Source organism: Pseudomonas sp. NC02, from assembly GCF_002874965.1.
Taxonomy (GTDB): domain Bacteria; phylum Pseudomonadota; class Gammaproteobacteria; order Pseudomonadales; family Pseudomonadaceae; genus Aquipseudomonas.
The window spans coordinates 5,616,051-5,634,549 of sequence record NZ_CP025624.1; the positions used below are offsets into that span (position 1 = coordinate 5,616,051).

Sequence of the window (18,499 nt, forward strand, 5' to 3'; positions counted from 1 at the left end):
TCACCAGAGCATGAACACACCATCATGAGTGACCTCACCCTACTTCCCCCGTCTGCCACCCTGAGCGACTTCGCCTCACCGTCGCTTCCAGGCCAGGCCCGCCTCCAGGACCAGAGCCTGTCCCTGCAAGCCTCAGCGCGCTGGCGCGAAAGCCAACAGGAACTGCATCAACTGATTGCCCAGGCACCCGGCGTGCGCGACTCCATCGAACAATCGCTCACAGAGCATTGGCAACTGGGCGCCGCACCGGTCGGCCTGGGTTTTCTCAAGACCGAAGATCACGACGAGCACTTCGTCAGCCTGGTGGATGCCTGGGGATTTATCTGCCAGTTTCCAGACATCTCCCCCACCCTGGATGCCCGCAGCACCGTGGTCGGCCTGGCGTCCCACCGCCTGTCAGCCCTCACGCCCGTGCAATTGCTCAAGCGGCTCCAGGCACTGGGCCTGGGGAAACTGCTCAGCGCCCGCTGGGAAAACTATTGGAGTACCCGGGCGCCGGGTACGCCGTTGTCCCGTCGCGAGCGGGCGGCACAACTGTACTGCCAGCATTTCGAGGCCTGCGGGCAATCGGCCTATGCCCAGGGAAGGCTGGGTGCCCAACAACTGATCTCGTTGCAGACAGTGCTCAACCCGGTCACCACCCCCAATGGCGTACGCCCCGTCGAGACCTGCCAGCTGGCGTTGCTGCTGCCCGACCAGAGCAAGGTCAAATTGGCTGGCGCCTGGGTCATCTCCGTGGGCCAGGAGCCGCTGTTGACACAAACCCTGTACCTGCCCTGCCGGCAACCCGGCGTGATGGTCTTCAGCCAACGCCGCGACATGGAGCAGTGGCTGGTCGCAGCGCATCAGCAACTGATCCCGCCGGACGTCGCGGCTGACGCTGTCACCGTCGAATACAGCTCGCGCACCGAACCCCTGGAGCACGGCATTCTGGACCTGCTGTCGCACCTGCACGCGGCTCAGTTGGAAAGCCTGCGCAACCGTCATCGCAATGGCAGTGACCTGGCCCGTTACGCCAGCCATGCCCTGGATGATGCCGACCGCCTGGACAGCCAGCGCCGGGAAATCCCGATGCTTATCGCACCGCATCAACCGGCAGCTACGCCCGGCCCGGACGCTGACGACCTGCCTCCTGCCCTGCCCTTCGGCCACCTCAGCGCCGACATTGCCCTGGGCCAGCGCTGGGCCGCGATCAGGCTGCAACGCAGCTCACTGGAACGCTTCCTGGGCGATGGCCCTGAGCAAACCGCCCGGCTGGCGCAGTTGAAGGGTTTGATGCAAGCGCTGAAAGACGCAGAGCAGGCCGGCAATGATGCCGCCAGCGGCCTGCTGGCAAAAAAAGCCGCCTTCGATCAACTTGAGCTGCGGCAAAAACCCAATCCGGACTATGACGCGCTCTACCAGGCGCGGCTCGCCGCCCTGCGCGCCGAGGGCGCCATCCAGCATGCGCTCCAGCAGATCAGCGATGAAGAACACGGCCTGCTCCTGGCCGTCACGGAACACCCCGCGGCCCCGGAACGCCGCCCGGCTGTCGCGGTGACCCGCCTGATCCTCTCCAGCCGTGACCCAAGGGAAGGTTCCGAGGAGCTGACAGGCCTGTTGCTCATCACCCAGACCAGCGCGCTGACCTCTTCGGCGCCCCACAGCCTGTTGCTGTACTGGCCCGGCAATGCAGGCGGCCTGCAGCGTTTCGAATCCCGCCAAGCCCTGGAACACTCGCTGTTCAAGCTGTCGAGCGAAGCGCAGGACGTCACCCTGCAATTGTCGCTGCTGACCGGCGACCCGATTGAATACTCGTTGCAACAGCAGCTGTACGCCAGCGAACAACAGGCGTATGCGCTGATCTCCCTCTTCCCGGTGCCTCCGTTCGGCCAGGAGCGAACCGAAGGCCTGGACAAACTCAAAGAACAAACCCTGTTTACCCTGCAAACCCCGGTGTGCCTGGCGCGGGAACTGGCGTATGGACAACTGCTCGAGCAACAACGCAGCAGCACCCTGGCCGGGGCACTGCCTGGGGAGTTGAGCCAGTTGCCGGCAGATGAACGCCTGGCGCTCAAGCACCTGATACACGCGCAGATCAGCGCCCTGCATCGCTCGCAGCAATTGCTCGAACGCGAGCTGGAACCTTTCGACGATTTCGGCCAGCGCCGCCTGGACCAACGCCTGCGCGAAGACTTCCAGCTTGAACACACCTGGTCGGTGCAACTGGACCTGCCCGATACGGTCAGCCAGGAGCGCGAATACCTGTCCGAATACGCGGGCCCGGGTACACCGTTCAAGTATGTGACGGTGCCCAGTGCCCGCCGCAGCACCCTGTCATTGTTGCAACTGGCCCAGCAAAACATCGACCCGACGCTGGCCCAGCGCCTGACCTACATGAAGCTCGATGTCTCCGGCCCCAATGCCCCTGAAACCACCCGGCTGACCACCGGCCTGTCCCTGGAATACCTGAAGACCCTGGTCAAGGAGCTGGACCTCGCCGGGGCCTACGAAAGCTTGATCACCCGCACCTTCCTCGGTGATCCCGCGGCGGCGCCTTTCACCACGCAGCACCGTCGCGAATGCCTGACCGAGCCCCTGCGCCTGATGCTCATGCTGCAAGGCAAACGCGCGCGGGCCCTGGGGCGAGTCGACGACAACGATCTGCGGCTGCTGAGCATAGCCATCGACGCCGACAACGCGGATGCCTGGCAGGTGGAAGACAAGAAAATCGTGCTGCTGCCGGCCACCCTGAGTGCGGGCGGTGAAGATACCGACTTCGGTCCGACCACCCTGTCAGGGGTCACCTTCATCCAGGAACAAATCTCCGGCACAACCCTGCTGTACCTGCCAAACAGCCCGGACAACCAGGACCTGCGGCGCTACCCGAGCCTGGAACTGGCCCGCAAGGCGCTCTACGACCTCAGCCTGGTCAGCGGCATGAGCGCCTACCTGGCCGGCCTGGCCATCAAGGGCGACACCGCCGCCCACCTCGCCCGGATCGCCCAGGCCCAGCAACGGAATTTTGATCCGGTCTTTGCCGTCGGAACCCCGTGGCCGGCCACCACCTCGCTGGCCGCCCATTTGCTGAACGCCCATATGGGCCGCGTCATAGAAGCGCACCGCGCGACCTCGCGCTCCAACGCGGCCTTGTTGCTGGAGCAGAATGCGCTGCGCGCCGGGCTGATCTTCAACTACCTGAAAATCGCCCTGGGGCTGGTGCCTTTCGTGGGTTCGGTCGTCGCGTTGTATGACGCCTGGTCCAGTGCCAACCTGGCCACTGCTGCGTTCCTGCGCGGGAACGTCGGCCATGGCCTGGCCGAGGTCGAGGCGGTGCTGTTGTCGCTGATCGACTGCGCCATGGACATTCTGCCGGGCAGCCTCGCCCTGCCGATCAACGCCCGCGCTGCCACGCGCCAGCGTCAATTGCGCCATCTGGCCAGCAGCGCCGCCAGCCTGCACCTTCCCTCGGTCACCCAGGCTCGGCGGGCGGCACAGCGTTTCGCCGGTTATGAATATGAAGGAGTGATCTCGCTGGCCGGGCTGCAACCGCAGACCCACGGTTTTTATCGCAATGTGTACCGGCATACCGAAGGCGACTTCATCGTGCGGCGCGGGCGCATCTATCAGGTTGAGCTGGCCGGCGATCCCCTGGACTGGCGCCTGAGCCCGACCCGCAGCAAAACCTACAAGCAGCCGATTGCCCTGGATGAAAACGGCGAATGGGACACTCACTACGGCGTCTACGGCAGCGCATTCAAGGGCGGCCTGGCGGGTGGCGGCAGCGTGCTCGGGCATATGGCCGAAGTGCTTGATCCGATCTGGCCCCAGTCGATCCGTGATTACTTGCCACGCTGGTGGACCGACCGCGCCCTGCGCCGCCAACAGGCGCTGGCCAACAGTATCAACAGCCGCGAAGACCTGATTGCGCTCTCCATTAACCGAACCGAAGAACTGATGGCCCGCACCGACAGCGCAGGCCCGGCGATCCGCAGAGCCTTCGAGCAGGACATCGAACTGTACAGCCGCCAGTATCAGGAACTGACGGAGTTCGTGCCCTTTACCAGCGGCAACCGCCAGCGCGCGATCAGAGAGGACATGAGCCGCAATGCGGCGCGCCTGACCCTGACCACCCTGAACCGGGCGCGCTATCACTTCAAGCAGATCGAGGCACGGATCCTGGAGCTTGGAACCCATAACATGACCGCTATCTCCCCCGAGGTTTTCGACACCTTGGCAATCGTTCCCGCCATGCTGGAGATCCTGCGGCAGCGTAAAAGGATCAGCAGCGAGATTCTGCGTGACCTGGACCGGATCGATGCCGACTTTTCCCAGTTCAACCGCTGGTTCGATCAGGTTACCGATGCCGCCCACCGTACCCGGCTAAGCCCGATGCTGGAGCAATTCCGACGTACGCTCAATGACAGCTACCGCACGCACCTGAAATTTTTACACCGCTTCGATACCCTTGAGACTTACCCCGAAGTTGCCGAGCTGTCTTGGTTCTACTTGCGGGCCCAGGCCCGGGACAGCTACGCCAAAGTCAACCGCGCATGGGCTTCGCATTTTGAACTGCCCAACGCCAGCGCCAACATCACACAGCGGCGCAAGGTGCTGGAAGACTGCATACAGGCCTATGAACAATTCCGGCTGACCATCCGCACCTGGAACCTCGGTTACCCGCAGCATTTCGACCAGGCGCAACTCAGTGCGTTTTTCGTCGACATTGACCAGATGATCGAACTCGCCCGCCGGGCCATCAAGGAGTCGCCGGCAAGCCGCCCACCGGCCGGGCAACCCGTGCGGCGGGTATTCGACACCGAGGACAATATTTCCCTGGTGGGCACCGAGAGCATCGACCCACAAACCCAAGCCACCACTTACCAGGTTGAGAGCGCCAGCGGGCGCGTCGAGACCTGGGTGAAGGGCCCCGGCGGCAAATCCCGGCTCAAGGACAGTGCCGCCTCGGAACCCGCGCCGCCGGAGTCCAACGTCAAGCCGTTCGTGGTGAGCGAAGCCAGGGCTCGCCTGGACAACGTCGCGCTGTACGAAAGCCGCGCCACCGCCTACACCGAGCAAAAAATGCTGCCGGTGGACCTGGAGCACCTGCTGGTCAGCGAAGCGGCCGAGTTGAACCTGCGGGCCAATCGCCTGGAACGCCTGGACCCTACCGAGGACCTCGTGCGCCAACTGCGGGCCAAGGCCATGGAGCTGACCATCAAGGGCCGCAACCTGCGAATCCGCCAGACCCTCGCCAGCAAAACCCCCACCGAAGGCTATCTGGACTACCTTCGCGAACAACGGGTGGTGGAGATTCGCAAGGGCGAACCGGCCCGCAACCTCAATGAAGGCAAGAAAGGACGGGCGGATTATCTTCAGGAATACGTGATTCAGGACCTGACACAAACGCCGCCCGCCACCCTGTGGTATGCGCACTTTCATTACGACAAGGCCGGGGCGCAGTTCGACGAGTTCACCAAGGCCCACTTGAAGATTCCCGAGCAGCGCAACCTGGGCCTGCAATGGCAAGTCGCCCAGGCGCAAGCCGGGGCCGCGGTGGACCCTATCTGGCGCGGCAATATCGGGCGAGCGCTGGCCACCCGGCACTTTGCCGGGGTGTAAAGGCGGCGGGACTTGAGCACGACGGTCGACAGGCCTATCAACATGAGACAAACTCAACCGATCCGAATTTGTCACAAGTTATATTCATGGAGACCCCGTGCTCGAAATCCGCCATCTCAAGACCCTGCACGCCTTGCGCGAAGCCGACAGCCTGGTGGAGGCCGCTGAGCGCCTGCACCTGACGCAATCAGCACTCTCCCACCAGTTCAAGGAACTGGAAGAGCGCATGGGCATGCAGTTATTCGTGCGCAAGACCAAGCCGCTGCGCTTCACCAGCGCCGGCCTGCGCCTGCTGCAACTGGCGGACGCCACCCTGCCCTTGCTGCGCGGTGCCGAACGCGACATCGCGCGCCTGGCCGGCGGCACGGCCGGGCGTTTGCACATGGCCATCGAGTGCCACAGTTGCTTCCAGTGGTTGATGCCGACCATCGACCAGTTCCGCGATGCCTGGCCGGAAGTCGAGCTGGACCTGGCCTCCGGCTTCGCCTTCGCGCCGCTGCCGGCCCTGGCCCGTGGCGACCTGGACCTGGTGGTGACCTCGGATCCGCTGGAGCTGCCGGGCATCACCTATGTACCGCTGTTCACCTACGAAGCCATGCTCGCCGTGGCCAACCAGCACCCGCTGGCGAACAAGCCGTACATCGTGCCCGAAGACCTGATCAGCGAAACCCTGATCACCTACCCGGTGGAGCGGGATCGCCTGGACATCTTCACCCGCTTCCTGGAACCGGCGGATGTAGAACCGGCCCAGGTGCGCACCTCGGAACTGACGGTGATGATGATGCAGTTGGTGGCCAGCGGTCGCGGCGTGTGCGGCATGCCCCATTGGGCGCTGCATGAATACAGCTCCCGGGGGTATGTGAAGGCCAAGCGGCTGGGGGAGAAAGGTTTGTTTGCCACGCTGTACGCCGGGATTCGCGCCGACATGCTGGACGCGCCGTACATGCGTGATTTTCTGCTGACGGCCAAGGACACCTCGTTTTCGACCCTGGACGGCGTCAGCGCCGTTCGCTGACCTGTAGCGGATACCTGTGGCGAGGGAGCTTGCTCCCGCCGGGCTGCGCAGCAGACCCAAAAATCCTGGGGCCGCTTCGCGCCCCAGCGGGAGCAAGCTCCCTCGCCACAAGATCAGGCAGGGATCAGAGAGGCGCGGTAGAACGGCAGAATCAAATCCCGGGTCAGCGGCGCAAGCTGCAAACCGCCGTCGCCCGCCGGGTCGATCCAGCACACCTCTTCAATCTCGGCAGCCGGTGTCACAGGCACGTCGATGTGCACTTGGAACAATTCGGCCTGCACCACGAACCCCGGCTCATTCGCCGCCGGCGCCGAGAACTGCCCAAGGTACACAGCCGCCGCCGGATCAACTCGCAGGCCCAGTTCTTCGTGCAGCTCACGGGCCAAAGCCTCTGCGGGTTGCTCGCCGGCATCGATCTTGCCGCCCGGCTGCATGAAGGCCTGGGTGCCGCGCTTGCGTACCAGCAGGGTCTGGCCGTCGCTGCCGATCAGCAGGGCGGCGGCGATGCGAATGGTGGAGGTCATGAAAAGGTCGCCTTGAATACAAAGGCGCAAGGATCCCATGAACCGGTCTCACCCCGAAAGCAGTGCCTCATCCGGCTCCTTGATGAACACGCTGTACTTCGCCCCTTCCATCGCCTCGAACGCAATCAGCTTGTCCACCAGCGGCAGGTTCAACACCTTGCCGGCGTTGAGCAGCAGCATGCCGTTGTCGGCGTTGAGGTTGCGCGCCAGCACCATGCCTTCGGCCAGTTCGCGGGTGGTCAGGACCTTCACCGACGGGTCGCCCAGGGTCACGTCACTGAGGAACGCGGCGCAGGCCTGGATGAAGTCCTCGACCATGTCCGGGTCGTAAAGGCGCCCGGCGTATTTGCGGATGTAGAGCAGCGCTTCGTCGCTGTTCATCTGCCGTTCGAGGATCAAGCCGCGTTGCAGTTCGATGAAGTCCACCGCCAGTTTCAACAGGCGCGAACCTACAGGTATTGCTTCGCCCTTGAGGTGGTCGGGAAAGCCGCTGCCGTCCCAGCGTTCCTGGTGATGGCGGATCAAGCGTGCCGCGTCTTTCATCGGTTCCAGGGTCATCAGCAACGATTCGCTCTGGGCCGGATACGCCCGGTACCGCTCACGGTAGGTGCTGTGCAGCAGGTCGCTGGGAGAGACCATCATGTTGTCGCTCCAACTCAACTTGCCGATGTTGTAGAGCGCGGCGGCCATGGTCAGGTCGCGATTGCTGGCCTCATCCAGGCCGCGGCCGTGGCACCAGGTGCGCACCAGCTCGATGATCTGCCGGTTGGTTTGCTTGGCTCGGGGCAAGCGCAGGTTGGCCAGCAGCGAGAACACTTCGGTGCCGGTGGCGTAGCTGTGTTTGAGTTCTTCGTAGGCCAGGTCGAGCATGTCAGCGGTTTGCTGCAGCTCGCTGGTGCGTGAGGCCACGCGTTTTTCCAGGCTGGCGTTGAGTTGCTTGAGTTCGTCGTTCTGCTGGCGGGTCAATTGCTCCAGGCGCAGGCGCTCACGCTCGGAGTGTTGATGGGCCAGGGATTGCCGCAACGCCAGCAGCAGTTCTTCGTCTTTCCAGGGTTTGCTCAGGTAGCGGTAGATCTGCCCTTCGTTGATGGCCTTGATGATCAGCGTCAGGTCGGTTTCACCGGTCAGCAGGATGCGCACGGTGTGCGGGTAATCATGGTGGATCTGCGCAAGCAGGGTGGCGCCGTCCATGTCCGGCAGGCGCGCGGCACTCATCACCAGGTCGACGGGTTGCTGCGCCAGAATCGCCAGCGCGTGAGCGGCGTCGGTGGCGCTGCATAATTCAAAGGGTTCCAGGCGCAGCAACTGCGTCAGGCGGTCCAGCACGTCCGGGTGTGCGTCAATCAACAGCACTACCGGGCGGTCGGGATTTGCGAAGGTCACTGACTCTCCCATGGGGCACCTCGTATAGCGTCGATGTGCGTGTCCTACGGTCAAGGTAACAGCCTCCTGGCCATTACCCAGCAGTTTAGTCGGTTTTTCTTTGCGGTGATGGCCTTGAGACATCACTTCGTCAGATGGGCATAAAAAAGGGCCACTTCATTGAATGAAGCGGCCCTGAGGTAACGCGCGGTGCATCACGCCTCGGCGGTTTTACCGGCCGAACCAAACGATGCAAATCGCTTGTTGAAGCCGGCGATGCGGCCTTCGGACTGGGTCTTGCGCTGTTGGCCGGTGTACACCGGGTGCGAGGCACTGGACACGTCCAGGAGCACGTAGGGATAGGTGTTGCCGTCGCTGTGTTGTTGCGTACGGTCCGTTTCCACGGTGGAACCGATCAGGAAGAAAACGTCGGCGGCGGTGTCATGGAACAACACGGTGCGGTAGTCGGGGTGGATACCAGGTTTCATAAGGCCTCCGGGGCGTCTGGGTGAACATCAAGTGTTATACAGTAACACAAATGATGCACCCAAACGAGAACCGATTGCAATAAGAATAGACCCCGAGCTTCTATGCGGCTTCCTGGAAGTCCATTTCCGGGGGCTGCCGGGAGAAGCCCCGCGTCAGGAAACCCAGGTACACCAGGCCAATCGCCAACCAGCTCAGGCCCAGGTAAATCGCCAGGTGATCAAGGCTGACCATCAACCACAAATCCGCCACCAGGCCGATGGTCGGGAACACCAGGAACAGCACCAACTCCCGCAAACCGCGCTGCTTGGCACCGATCCAGTAGTGGAAGATCACCGACAGGTTCACCAGGCTGAAAGCCAGGAACGCACCGAAGTTGATGAACGAGGTGGAGGTGGTGACGTCCAGTCTCAACGCCAGTAACGCAACCACCGCGCACAGCAGGATGCTGTTGACCGGCGTACCGAAGCGCGCGTGCAAGGTACCGAAGAACGACTTGGGCAACACCCCGTCGCGCCCCATCGCAAACAGCAACCGCGAACCACTGGCCTGCGCTGACAGCCCCGAGGCGAACTGGCCGACGATCAGGCCGATCAGGAAGATCGATACAAACAGGTCGCCGCCAATGTTGCGGGCAATCTCGTAGGCGGCAGAATCCACGTCGGTGAACTCAAACGATGGGTGGGCGATCTGCACGAAGTACGACACACCGACGAAGATCAGCCCGCCGATCAGGGTGATCAGCATGATCGCCCGGGGAATCGTGCGGCGCGGGTCGCGGGTTTCTTCGGTCAGGGTGCTGACCGCGTCAAAGCCCAGGAACGAATAGCAGGCGATCGCCGCACCGCTCATGATCAACGGCATTTGCATCTGGCCGTTGAAGAACGGGGTGATGGTCCACAGCGGCTTGCTCGCATCACCGCCGATGTAGTGGATGCACAGCGCGACGAAGGCGACCAGCACCAGGAACTGCACCAGCATCAGCAAGGCGTTGATGCCGTTGGCGAGTTTCAGGCCGATGATGTTGATCACACTGGTGACCCCGATAAACGCCAGTACCCAGACCCATTGCGGCACGGCCGGGAAAGCCGAATGCAGGTAGGCCGCGCCGATCAGCCAGATGGCCATGGGCAGGAACAGGTAGTCGAGCAACACCGCCCAACCGGCGATAAACCCAAGCTTGGGGCTGATGGCCTTGCGCACATAGCTGTAGGCGGACCCGGCCACCGGGAACGCCGAGGCCATGCGGCCGTAGCTCATGGCGGTGAAGAACATCGCCACCAGGGCGGCCAGGTAAGCGGCCGGGACCATGCCGGCGGTGGATTGCGCCAGGATACCGAAGGTGCCCAGGACAATGATCGGTGTCATATAGGCGATGCCAAACAGCACCACCGACCCTAACGACAGGGTGCGTTGCAAACGAGCCATGAGCGATTCTCCGCGCAATTATTAGATTTATGGCAGAACTGAAGTCGGTGCAGCGAACGCAATAATTTTTATGGTTGAAGCAGCTTTTTGGTGAAATGCAGCTTCTGTGGCGAGGGGGCTTGTCCCCCGTTGGGCTGCGAAGCGGCCCCAGAAAAAGCGGGAGCGCTTCGCACTCCAACGGGGGACAAGCCCCCTCGCCACAACAGCATCCTTGCCACGAGACCCGTGTCAGGGTTTGGGGATCAACAACTCCCGCGTCCCGTCCTCGCGCTCAATCACCTCCCCCGGCAATTTCAAGCGCTGGTCATCCAGGTAGCGATAGTCCTGTCGCGCCGCCGCCAGTTGCCCCAGGTCCAGTTCAACCCTGAACTGCCCTTCCCCGCGCCCGGCTTCAAACAGCAAGCTGCCAAACGGGTCGACCAGCGCACTGCCACCGGCGAACATCAGGCCGTCGTCGCCCTCTTCCACTCGGTTGACCATCAGCGCGAACGCCTGGTTTTCCTGGGCGCGGGCCATGATCGCAGTGCGGTGGGTGGGGCCGTACGGGTCCATGTTGCCGTTGGTGACGATCAACACTTCAGCGCCCAACTGCGCCAGGGCCCGGGCGGTTTCCGGGAATTCGATGTCGTAGCAGATCAACAGGCCGACTCGCACGCCGTTCCACACGCAGGTGGCGTAGCGGTCACCCGGGGTGAAGACGCCGCGGTCCGAGGCCCACAGGTGGGTCTTGCGATAGCGCAGGGCGATGCCGTCCGGGGTGATCATCAAGGTGGTGTTATAGAATTGGCCCGCGTCGCTCTCGGCCATGCCGATCACCACGGCGATATTGCGCGCACGGGCGGCCTGGATAATCGCCTGCACGGTCGGGCCGTCCACCGGCTCGGCCACCTCGGCCACGGTGCCGGCGGTCGGGAAGCCCATCAGGTGGGTTTCCGGGAATACGACCAATTGGGTATCCGCCGCACACGCAGCAATTGCCGCCAACGCGCGCTCAAGGTTGTAAGCTGTGCCGTTATCGCGGCCTGCCAGCTGGGCAAATTCGACCTTCATGGTTATTCCTTGTTCTTTATCTGTGGCGCAGTATGCGCAGCCGCGAACACTCGGGAAATCACGCAGCCGGGTTAACCCTATGGGGGTAGATGCATGACATTGTCGCTGGAAGACATCGCCTGGCACCGTTCGGTGGGGCAGATGATAGACGCCCTGGACCAGCCGAATTTCTGGACGCAACTGGTCCGGTTGCTGGACCAATATGTGCCGTTCGACAGTTGGGTGGTGTTGCTGTTCAGCAGTGAGCACAAGCCCCTGGTGTTCGCCGAATGCCCCGGCCAGGACGGCGAACCCGACCATCTGTTCCAGGATTACCTCAACGGTTTATACCTGCTCGATCCCTTCTACATCGCCAGCCGCGAACACTCGCGCACCGGACTGTTTCGCCTGGCCGAAGTGGCCCCGGAGCATTTCGAGCTGACCGAGTATTACCAGCGCTACTTCCGGCTGAACGTGGTGGCCGATGAAATCCAGTTCAATTGCCAGCAACCGGACGGGCGAACCCTGTGCCTGTCCCTGGGCTCCAAACAGCGCTTTGACCCACAGCAGATTGCCCTGCTGTCGCTGATTCAACCGTGGGTACTGGGCTTGCTGCGCCAGCGCCTGCCCCATGAACTCAACCAGGTGAGCGCTCCGGAGCAGCCGATCCACAACGATGGCTGGGGCGCGCAACTCACCGCGCGGGAGCTGGATGTGGGCCGTTTGATGCTCAGTGGTTGCTCCAGCAAGGAAATCGCTCGTAAGCTGGAAATCTCTGTTGAAACCGTGAAAGTCCATAAGAAACACATGTACAGCAAGCTAGGGATCAAATCCCAGTCGGAGCTGTTCTCGATTTTTCTGCAGGCGCAAAACGCCTGATCGAGCCCTGTAGGAGCGAGCTTGCTCGCGAAAAACGTCAATGCACCGCGGTCATCCAGACAACCGCGCTATCGTTAACGACCTTCGCGAGCAAGCTCGCTCCTACAGGATAAAAACTAAGGAACCCTGTATGAGCCTGTCCTTGTTAAGCCGTTACGCGTTCTTTGCCGTCTGCGTCATTTTCACCCTCGCCAGCATGCCGTTTATCGAACACGAATGGCTGTGGCCGATCGCCGTGGTCACCGGCATCCTTAGCCTGATCGGCATTTTCGACCTGCTGCAAAGCCCCCACGCGGTGCGCCGCAACTACCCGATCCTGGGCAATATCCGTTACCTGGTGGAAGGCATCCGTCCGGAAATCCGCCAGTACCTGCTGGAATCCGACAGCGACGCCCTGCCCTTCTCCCGGGCCCAGCGCTCGCTGGTCTATTCCCGCGCCAAGAATGAAAGTGCCGACAAACCCTTCGGCACGCTGATCGACGTGTACCAGTCGGGCTTTGAGTTTATCGGCCACTCCATGCGCCCCGCGCCGCTGAGCGACCCCAGCGCGTTTCGCGTGATCGTCGGCGGCCCGCAATGCAAGCAGCCCTACTCGGCCTCGGTGTTCAATATCTCGGCCATGAGCTTCGGTTCGCTGAGCGCCAACGCGATTCGCGCGCTCAACCAGGGGGCCAAGCTCGGCAACTTCGCCCATGACACCGGTGAAGGCAGCATCAGCCCCTATCACCGGGAAAACGGCGGCGACCTGACCTGGGAGCTCGGCAGCGGCTACTTCGGCTGCCGCACCAGCGCCGGCCTTTTCGACCCGGAACGCTTCGCCGTGCAGGCGCAGAACCCGCAAGTGCGGATGATCGAAATCAAGATGAGCCAGGGCGCCAAACCGGGCCACGGCGGGATCCTGCCCAAGCACAAGGTGACCCAGGAAATCGCCGACACCCGCGGCATCATGATGGGCGAGGACTGCATCTCGCCGTCGCGCCACAGCGCGTTTTCCACTCCCATCGAAATGATGCACTTCATCGCCCAGCTGCGTGAACTGTCGGGCGGCAAACCGGTGGGCTTCAAGTTCTGCCTGGGCCACCCGTGGGAATTCATGGGCATCGCCAAGGCCATGCTCGAAACCGGCATCCTCCCGGACTTTATCGTGGTGGACGGCAAGGAAGGCGGCACCGGCGCCGCGCCGGTGGAGTTCACCGACCACATCGGCGTGCCGCTGCGTGAAGGCTTGCTGTTCGTGCACAACACCCTGGTGGGCTTGAACCTGCGGGACAAGATCAAGCTCGGCGCCAGCGGCAAGATCGTCAGCGCGTTCGACATCGCCAGCGTGCTGGCCATCGGTGCCGACTGGGCCAACTCGGCGCGGGGCTTCATGTTCGCCATCGGCTGTATCCAGTCGCAAAGCTGCCACACCAACAAATGCCCCACCGGGGTGGCCACCCAGGACCCGTTGCGCCAGCGCGCACTGGTGGTGCCGGACAAGGCCCAGCGCGTGTTCAATTTCCACCGCAACACGTTAAAGGCCCTGGCAGAAATGCTCGCTGCCGCCGGTCTCGACCACCCTTCACAACTGTCGGCCAAGCACCTGGTGCGGCGCATGTCGGCCACCGAGATCAAGTTGTTTTCGCAGCTGCATGTGTTCCTGAAACCTGGCGAATTGCTCACCGGCGAAGTGAACGGCGAGTTTTATTCGCGCATGTGGCAGATGGCGCGGGCGGACAGTTTTGAGCCGAATGAAATCGCCGCGGCCTGAGCCCGCACTGAACAACCCCGCTGAACCGGACCACCGAACGGCATCGTTGAAACAAGGAGCCTCACCATGCCGTTACTCGACTTCACCGCCCTTGCCGCCCAACTGCCGGACACCTGGAAATCCACCCGCGTGGGCCAGGTCGGCCCGGCGCGGATCAAGGTGCTGCGCATGGATGCACAGGCTTATGAAGAAGAAACCCACGACTACAACGAAGGGCTGTTGGTGATCGACGGCCTTTTGCGCCTGTCTATTGGCGAGGAGGCCATCGACGTCGGCGCCGGTCAGATGTACCTGGTTGAAGCCGGCATCGCCCACGCGGTACTCGCCGGCAGCCAAGGCACGCTGGTGATCATCGACGTTTAAACAAAGCGATGAGACATTCAGCAAAAAACTCAGCTTTGCAATTGCTTACAAATACCGCCAACCTGCGCCCGCCCGACGTACGGCTCGACTGAAGCCGTCGTCCACTTGTCATTACTAAACCCCTTGTTCAAGAGCCCGCTGCCATGTTGAACGGACGCGACCCGCGCATCGATTTTTTTCGGGGCCTGGCGTTGATCTTTATTTTCTGGGATCACGTGCCCCACAACCCTCTGGGCCAGATCACCTTGCGCAACTTCGGTTTCAGCGACGCGGCGGAAGTCTTCGTGTTCCTGGCCGGTTATGCGGCCGTGCTGGCCTACGGCAAGATCCTGCAGCGCGACGGTTATCTGATCGCCTGCGTGAAGATCTGGCGGCGCACCTGGGTGCTGTACGTGGTGCACATCTTCCTGCTGGCGATGCTGATGGGCATCGTGTTCTTCGCCAACAGCCATGTGGAAACCCGCGACCTCGTTGAAGAGATGGGCCTGACGCACTTCGTCACCCATCCCCAGCAAGCCCTGGTGGATGAACTGTTGCTGCGCTTCAAACCCAACCTGATGGACCCGTTGCCGCTGTACATCGTGCTGCTGGGTTGCCTGCCGCTGGTGTTGCCGTTGCTGTTGCGCAAGACCTCGGCGGTGGTGGCTGTTTCGCTGGCGGTGTACTTGCTGGCCCCGCACCTGGGCTGGAACCTGGCGGCGATTGCCGACGGCGTGTGGTACTTCAACCCGGTGACCTGGCAGTTGCTGTTTGTGCTGGGCGGCGCGGCGGCGATTCATGCCGGGCAACCCCGCCCTGTCGAGACTCGGCGCCTGTTGCGTCAGCCATTGTTCGTCGCTGCGGCGGTGTATGCGCTGTTGGCGGGGGTTCTCACGCTCTCGTGGCGCTGGCCGGAAATCCACGACGCGCTGATGCCGTCGGCGCTCAGTGACCTGCTGTACCCCATCAGCAAGACCGACCTGTCGCCCGTGCGTTTGCTGCATTTTCTGGCCCTGGCCTATGTCACCGCCAAGCTGTTGCCTGGCCGCGAATGGACGCAGAACTGGTTGGCCCGACAAACCTGCCGTATGGGGCGCTACTCCCTGGAAGTGTTCTGCCTGGGGGTGCTGCTGGCGCCACTGGCAGACATGATCAATGCGATCACCGGCGATGCCTTCGCCATGCAGATTTTCACCGCACTGGTAGGCGCCGGGTTGATGGCGTTGCTGGGGGCCTGGCTGGACTTGAACAAGCGGCTCACGCAACCGGCGCGCGTCGCCACCGCCTGAAAAACAAAAAGCCCCGAAAGGGGCTTTTTGTTGAGCGCAGGAAACTCAGCTCGCGGTGCGTGCCGCCGCTTGAGTCGGCTGCAACTTGAACACGTAGAACAACACCGTCAGCAGCACCAGGAACACCGGCCCCACGTAGAGCGCCACACGGGTGTCCGGGAAGTACGCCATCAGGCCAACCACCAGCACCAGGAACGCCAAGGCCAGGTAGGAGCTGACCGGGTACAGCCACATGCGGTATTTAAGGCCGTCACGTTCGGCCTGGGTCAGGCTCTTGCGGAACTTGAGCTGGGCCAGGAGGATCATCAGCCAGGTCCAGATCGCGCCGAAGGTAGCGATGGAAGTGACCCAGACGAAGACTTTTTCCGGGACCATGTAGTTGAGCAGCACGCCCAGCAACAGCACGAAGATCGACAGCAGCAGCGCCTTGCGCGGCACGCCGTTGCTCGAGGTGGTACCGAACGTGGCCGGGGCCTGGCCGTTCTGTGCCAGGCTGTAGAGCATCCGCCCGGTGCTGAAGATACCGCCGTTGCACGACGACAACGCTGCGGTGATCACCACGAAGTTGATGATGCCGGCGGCGGTCTTGATACCCAGGCGCTCGAAGGTCATCACGAACGGGCTGCCCTGGGTGCCGATTTCGTTCCACGGGTAGATCGACAGGATCACGAACAACGCACCGACGTAGAACAGCAGGATGCGCCAGAACACCGAGCCGATGGCACTCGGGATGGTCTTCTGCGGGTTCTTCGCTTCACCGGCGGTGAGGCCGATCATCTCTACGCCCAGGTAGGCGAACATCACCATCTGCAGGGACATCAACACACCCTGCACGCCATTGGGCATAAAGCCGCCGTGGGTCCACAGGTTGGAAATGCCCAGGGCGACGCCATCGTTGCCAAAGCCGAACGCGATGATGCCGACGCCGCCGATCACCATGGCGATGATGGTGACGATCTTGATCAGTGCGAACCAGAACTCGAACTCACCGAAGGCCTTGACCGCGATCAGGTTGATGGTGCCCATGCTGATCAGTGCTGCCAGGGCCCAGATCCAGCGGGGTGTATCGGGGAACCACACGCCCATGTACACGGCGACGGCCGTGATTTCTGCCACGCAGGTCACCAGCCACAGGAACCAATAGTTCCAGCCGGTGAGAAAGCCCGCCAGCGGGCCGAGGTAATCCTGGGCGTAGCGGCTGAACGAACCGGCCACCGGGTTGTGCACGGCCATCTCGCCGAGGGCGCGCATGATCACCAGGATCGCCAGGCCGCCGATGATGTACGACAGCATGATCGCCGGGCCGGCCATTTCAATGGCCTTGGCCGAGCCTAGGAACAGGCCGACGCCGATGCATGCACCGAGGGCCATCAGGCGAATATGCCGTTCGCCGAGTTCGCGTTTCAGCGGACCGCCCTGAGCGGTCTCGCCGTGGGGCAGATGATTGCCAGCTGGCATAGGGATACAACCTCGTCTTGTTATTGGATATGAACCACCGAGTCCGGGGCGTCATGGCGGGTCTGCCATGGCGTACCGTTGCCGGATCACCTTTTGGGTAAAACGGTCTGGCCGGGCCAGATCAGCGGGGGTGCAGTATAAAAAGCTAAACCCAGGGGTTTTCACTCTATAAACGGCAAGATTCAGCGGGAACTCTCGGTAAAGGCGCCTTTTGCGGAGGAGCATCACCTGGTTAGCGTAGGAATCATCGCCACCAAACGGCGGCGAGTATTGCACGGTAATGGTGCAGCGTCATGCCCCTACCTTTGGCGGGTTTACGGGTGGGGGAGGCTCTAGCTCGACGGTTTGGGGTTATGTGGCGGGGTTATCTGTGACGAGCGGGCTTGTCTGTGGCGAGGGGGCTTGTCTGTGGCGAGGGGGCTTGTCTGTGGCGAGGGGGCTTGTCCCCCGTTGGGCTGCGTAGCAGCCCCAAAACCTGCCATAAGTTCTATCCGGAAAAATGCGGTGTCTTTACTGGGGCTGCTGCGCAGCCCAACGGGGGACAAGCCCCCTCGCCACGGACAAGCCCGCTCGCCACAAATCTACCTTCGAGAAACACGCCGACACTGAACTGCAAGAGAGCACTCCACAGCAGCTGCTAACGTCAATTGACTACTTCCCCTCAAGGAGCAAAGGAATGCTTCATCAACCCAACTCTCATCTGTTACGCCGTGGTCGACATTCAGAATCTGGCCGTCCTTATCTGATTACCGCCGTGGTTCACAACCGGCAACCCCTGTTCAAAGACTTCCATTTGGGAAGACTACTGGTAGCAGAATTCAGGAAGACCCATGAATTGGGAATGGTCGACTCTCTGGCATGGGTCGTCATGCCTGATCACTTTCATTGGCTATTTGAGCTGCAAGGCACAACGTTGTCGCAGGCTGTGGGACGTACCAAATCCCGCAGCACCCTCACCATTAATCGCGCACGCGGCAGCAAAGAACGATTCTGGCAACTTGGCTACCATGACCGAGCAGTGCGTAGCGATGAAGACCTTCGCAAAATTGCCCGCTACATCATCGCCAATCCTCTGCGAGCGGGCCTGGTCGAACATATTGGTGACTACCCACTATGGGACGCAGCCTGGCTCTGATTTTTCCTGTGTGGAGAGGGCTTGTCTGTGGCGAGGGGGCTTGCCCCCCGTTGGGCTGCGCAGCAGCCCCAGTAAACACACCGCATTTCTTCAGGAAGATCTTCATGGCAGGTTTTGGGGCTGCTGCGCAGCCCAACGGGGGACAAGCCCCCTCGCCACAAACAGCATCACACTCACAAATCCCCCCCACTCGCCCACCAC

At 62.1% G+C, this 18,499-nt stretch carries 13 protein-coding genes; 7 read left to right on the forward strand and 6 right to left on the reverse strand.

All coding sequences use genetic code 11. The features are described 5' to 3' along the window. Window positions 1–24 precede the first annotated feature (24 nt). Window positions 25–5,601, forward strand: coding sequence for a dermonecrotic toxin domain-containing protein (locus C0058_RS26430; protein ID WP_102369843.1), 5,577 nt, complete (start codon window positions 25–27; stop codon window positions 5,599–5,601). Between the two features lie 97 nt (window positions 5,602–5,698). Beyond that, window positions 5,699–6,616 (forward strand): transcriptional regulator MetR, encoded by a 918-nt coding sequence (gene metR, locus C0058_RS26435; RefSeq protein WP_003216460.1) that lies wholly within the window; start codon window positions 5,699–5,701, stop codon window positions 6,614–6,616. Window positions 6,617–6,729: 113 nt separating this feature from the next. Here metR and C0058_RS26440 read toward each other — a convergent pair whose 3' ends face one another. From C0058_RS26440 to C0058_RS26460, 5 genes are all read right to left on the reverse strand, one after another. After that, the gene (locus C0058_RS26440; RefSeq protein ID WP_102369844.1) at window positions 6,730–7,140 is read right to left on the reverse strand and encodes an NUDIX domain-containing protein; all 411 of its coding nucleotides are present in this window, start codon (window positions 7,138–7,140) and stop codon (window positions 6,730–6,732) included. Window positions 7,141–7,188: 48 nt separating this feature from the next. Then, window positions 7,189–8,535: an HD domain-containing phosphohydrolase gene (locus C0058_RS26445; protein WP_023659212.1), complete on the reverse strand. Its 1,347-nt coding sequence runs from the start codon at window positions 8,533–8,535 to the stop codon at window positions 7,189–7,191. Between the two features lie 182 nt (window positions 8,536–8,717). Beyond that, complete coding sequence (locus tag C0058_RS26450; RefSeq protein WP_003216453.1) at window positions 8,718–8,990, reverse strand: type B 50S ribosomal protein L31; 273 nt, start codon at window positions 8,988–8,990, stop codon at window positions 8,718–8,720. A gap of 100 nt (window positions 8,991–9,090) precedes the next feature. Further along, entirely contained in the window at window positions 9,091–10,416 is a 1,326-nt protein-coding gene (locus tag C0058_RS26455; RefSeq protein WP_003216451.1) for an APC family permease, read from the reverse strand. A gap of 228 nt (window positions 10,417–10,644) precedes the next feature. Then, the gene (locus C0058_RS26460) at window positions 10,645–11,466 is read right to left on the reverse strand and encodes a carbon-nitrogen hydrolase family protein (RefSeq protein ID WP_102369845.1); all 822 of its coding nucleotides are present in this window, start codon (window positions 11,464–11,466) and stop codon (window positions 10,645–10,647) included. A gap of 93 nt (window positions 11,467–11,559) precedes the next feature. Here C0058_RS26460 and C0058_RS26465 point away from each other — a divergent pair, with 93 nt between their 5' ends. From C0058_RS26465 to C0058_RS26480, 4 genes are all read left to right on the forward strand, one after another. After that, window positions 11,560–12,324: a LuxR C-terminal-related transcriptional regulator gene (locus C0058_RS26465; RefSeq protein ID WP_003216446.1), complete on the forward strand. Its 765-nt coding sequence runs from the start codon at window positions 11,560–11,562 to the stop codon at window positions 12,322–12,324. Between the two features lie 130 nt (window positions 12,325–12,454). After that, window positions 12,455–14,074, forward strand: a complete 1,620-nt coding sequence (locus C0058_RS26470; RefSeq protein WP_003216444.1) for an FMN-binding glutamate synthase family protein — start codon at window positions 12,455–12,457, stop codon at window positions 14,072–14,074. A 66-nt stretch (window positions 14,075–14,140) separates the two neighbouring features. After that, window positions 14,141–14,437, forward strand: coding sequence for a cupin domain-containing protein (locus C0058_RS26475; RefSeq protein WP_003216439.1), 297 nt, complete (start codon window positions 14,141–14,143; stop codon window positions 14,435–14,437). Window positions 14,438–14,580: 143 nt separating this feature from the next. Then, complete coding sequence (locus tag C0058_RS26480; RefSeq protein WP_008435548.1) at window positions 14,581–15,705, forward strand: OpgC family protein; 1,125 nt, start codon at window positions 14,581–14,583, stop codon at window positions 15,703–15,705. Between the two features lie 45 nt (window positions 15,706–15,750). Here the strand turns inward: C0058_RS26480 and C0058_RS26485 are convergent, their stop codons facing one another. Beyond that, window positions 15,751–17,163: an amino acid permease gene (locus C0058_RS26485; RefSeq protein ID WP_003216436.1), complete on the reverse strand. Its 1,413-nt coding sequence runs from the start codon at window positions 17,161–17,163 to the stop codon at window positions 15,751–15,753. 676 nt (window positions 17,164–17,839) lie between these two features. Here C0058_RS26485 and C0058_RS26490 point away from each other — a divergent pair. Then, window positions 17,840–18,298, forward strand: a complete 459-nt coding sequence (locus C0058_RS26490) for a transposase (protein ID WP_032899435.1) — start codon at window positions 17,840–17,842, stop codon at window positions 18,296–18,298. The last annotated feature ends 201 nt before the right edge of the window (window positions 18,299–18,499 follow it).

Excerpts from the sequence above, each read along its gene's own strand:
- C0058_RS26430 (WP_102369843.1), top strand. The coding sequence starts at position 25 with ATGAGTGACCTCACCCTACTTCCCCCGTCTGCCACCCTGAGCGACTTC.
- C0058_RS26440 (WP_102369844.1), bottom strand. The coding sequence starts at position 7,140 with ATGACCTCCACCATTCGCATCGCCGCCGCCCTGCTGATCGGCAGCGAC.
- C0058_RS26445 (WP_023659212.1), bottom strand. The coding sequence starts at position 8,535 with ATGGGAGAGTCAGTGACCTTCGCAAATCCCGACCGCCCGGTAGTGCTG.
- C0058_RS26450 (WP_003216453.1), bottom strand. The coding sequence starts at position 8,990 with ATGAAACCTGGTATCCACCCCGACTACCGCACCGTGTTGTTCCATGAC.
- C0058_RS26455 (WP_003216451.1), bottom strand. The coding sequence starts at position 10,416 with ATGGCTCGTTTGCAACGCACCCTGTCGTTAGGGTCGGTGGTGCTGTTT.
- C0058_RS26460 (WP_102369845.1), bottom strand. The coding sequence starts at position 11,466 with ATGAAGGTCGAATTTGCCCAGCTGGCAGGCCGCGATAACGGCACAGCT.
- C0058_RS26465 (WP_003216446.1), top strand. The coding sequence starts at position 11,560 with ATGACATTGTCGCTGGAAGACATCGCCTGGCACCGTTCGGTGGGGCAG.
- C0058_RS26470 (WP_003216444.1), top strand. The coding sequence starts at position 12,455 with ATGAGCCTGTCCTTGTTAAGCCGTTACGCGTTCTTTGCCGTCTGCGTC.
- C0058_RS26475 (WP_003216439.1), top strand. The coding sequence starts at position 14,141 with ATGCCGTTACTCGACTTCACCGCCCTTGCCGCCCAACTGCCGGACACC.
- C0058_RS26480 (WP_008435548.1), top strand. The coding sequence starts at position 14,581 with ATGTTGAACGGACGCGACCCGCGCATCGATTTTTTTCGGGGCCTGGCG.
- C0058_RS26485 (WP_003216436.1), bottom strand. The coding sequence starts at position 17,163 with ATGCCAGCTGGCAATCATCTGCCCCACGGCGAGACCGCTCAGGGCGGT.
- C0058_RS26490 (WP_032899435.1), top strand. The coding sequence starts at position 17,840 with ATGCTTCATCAACCCAACTCTCATCTGTTACGCCGTGGTCGACATTCA.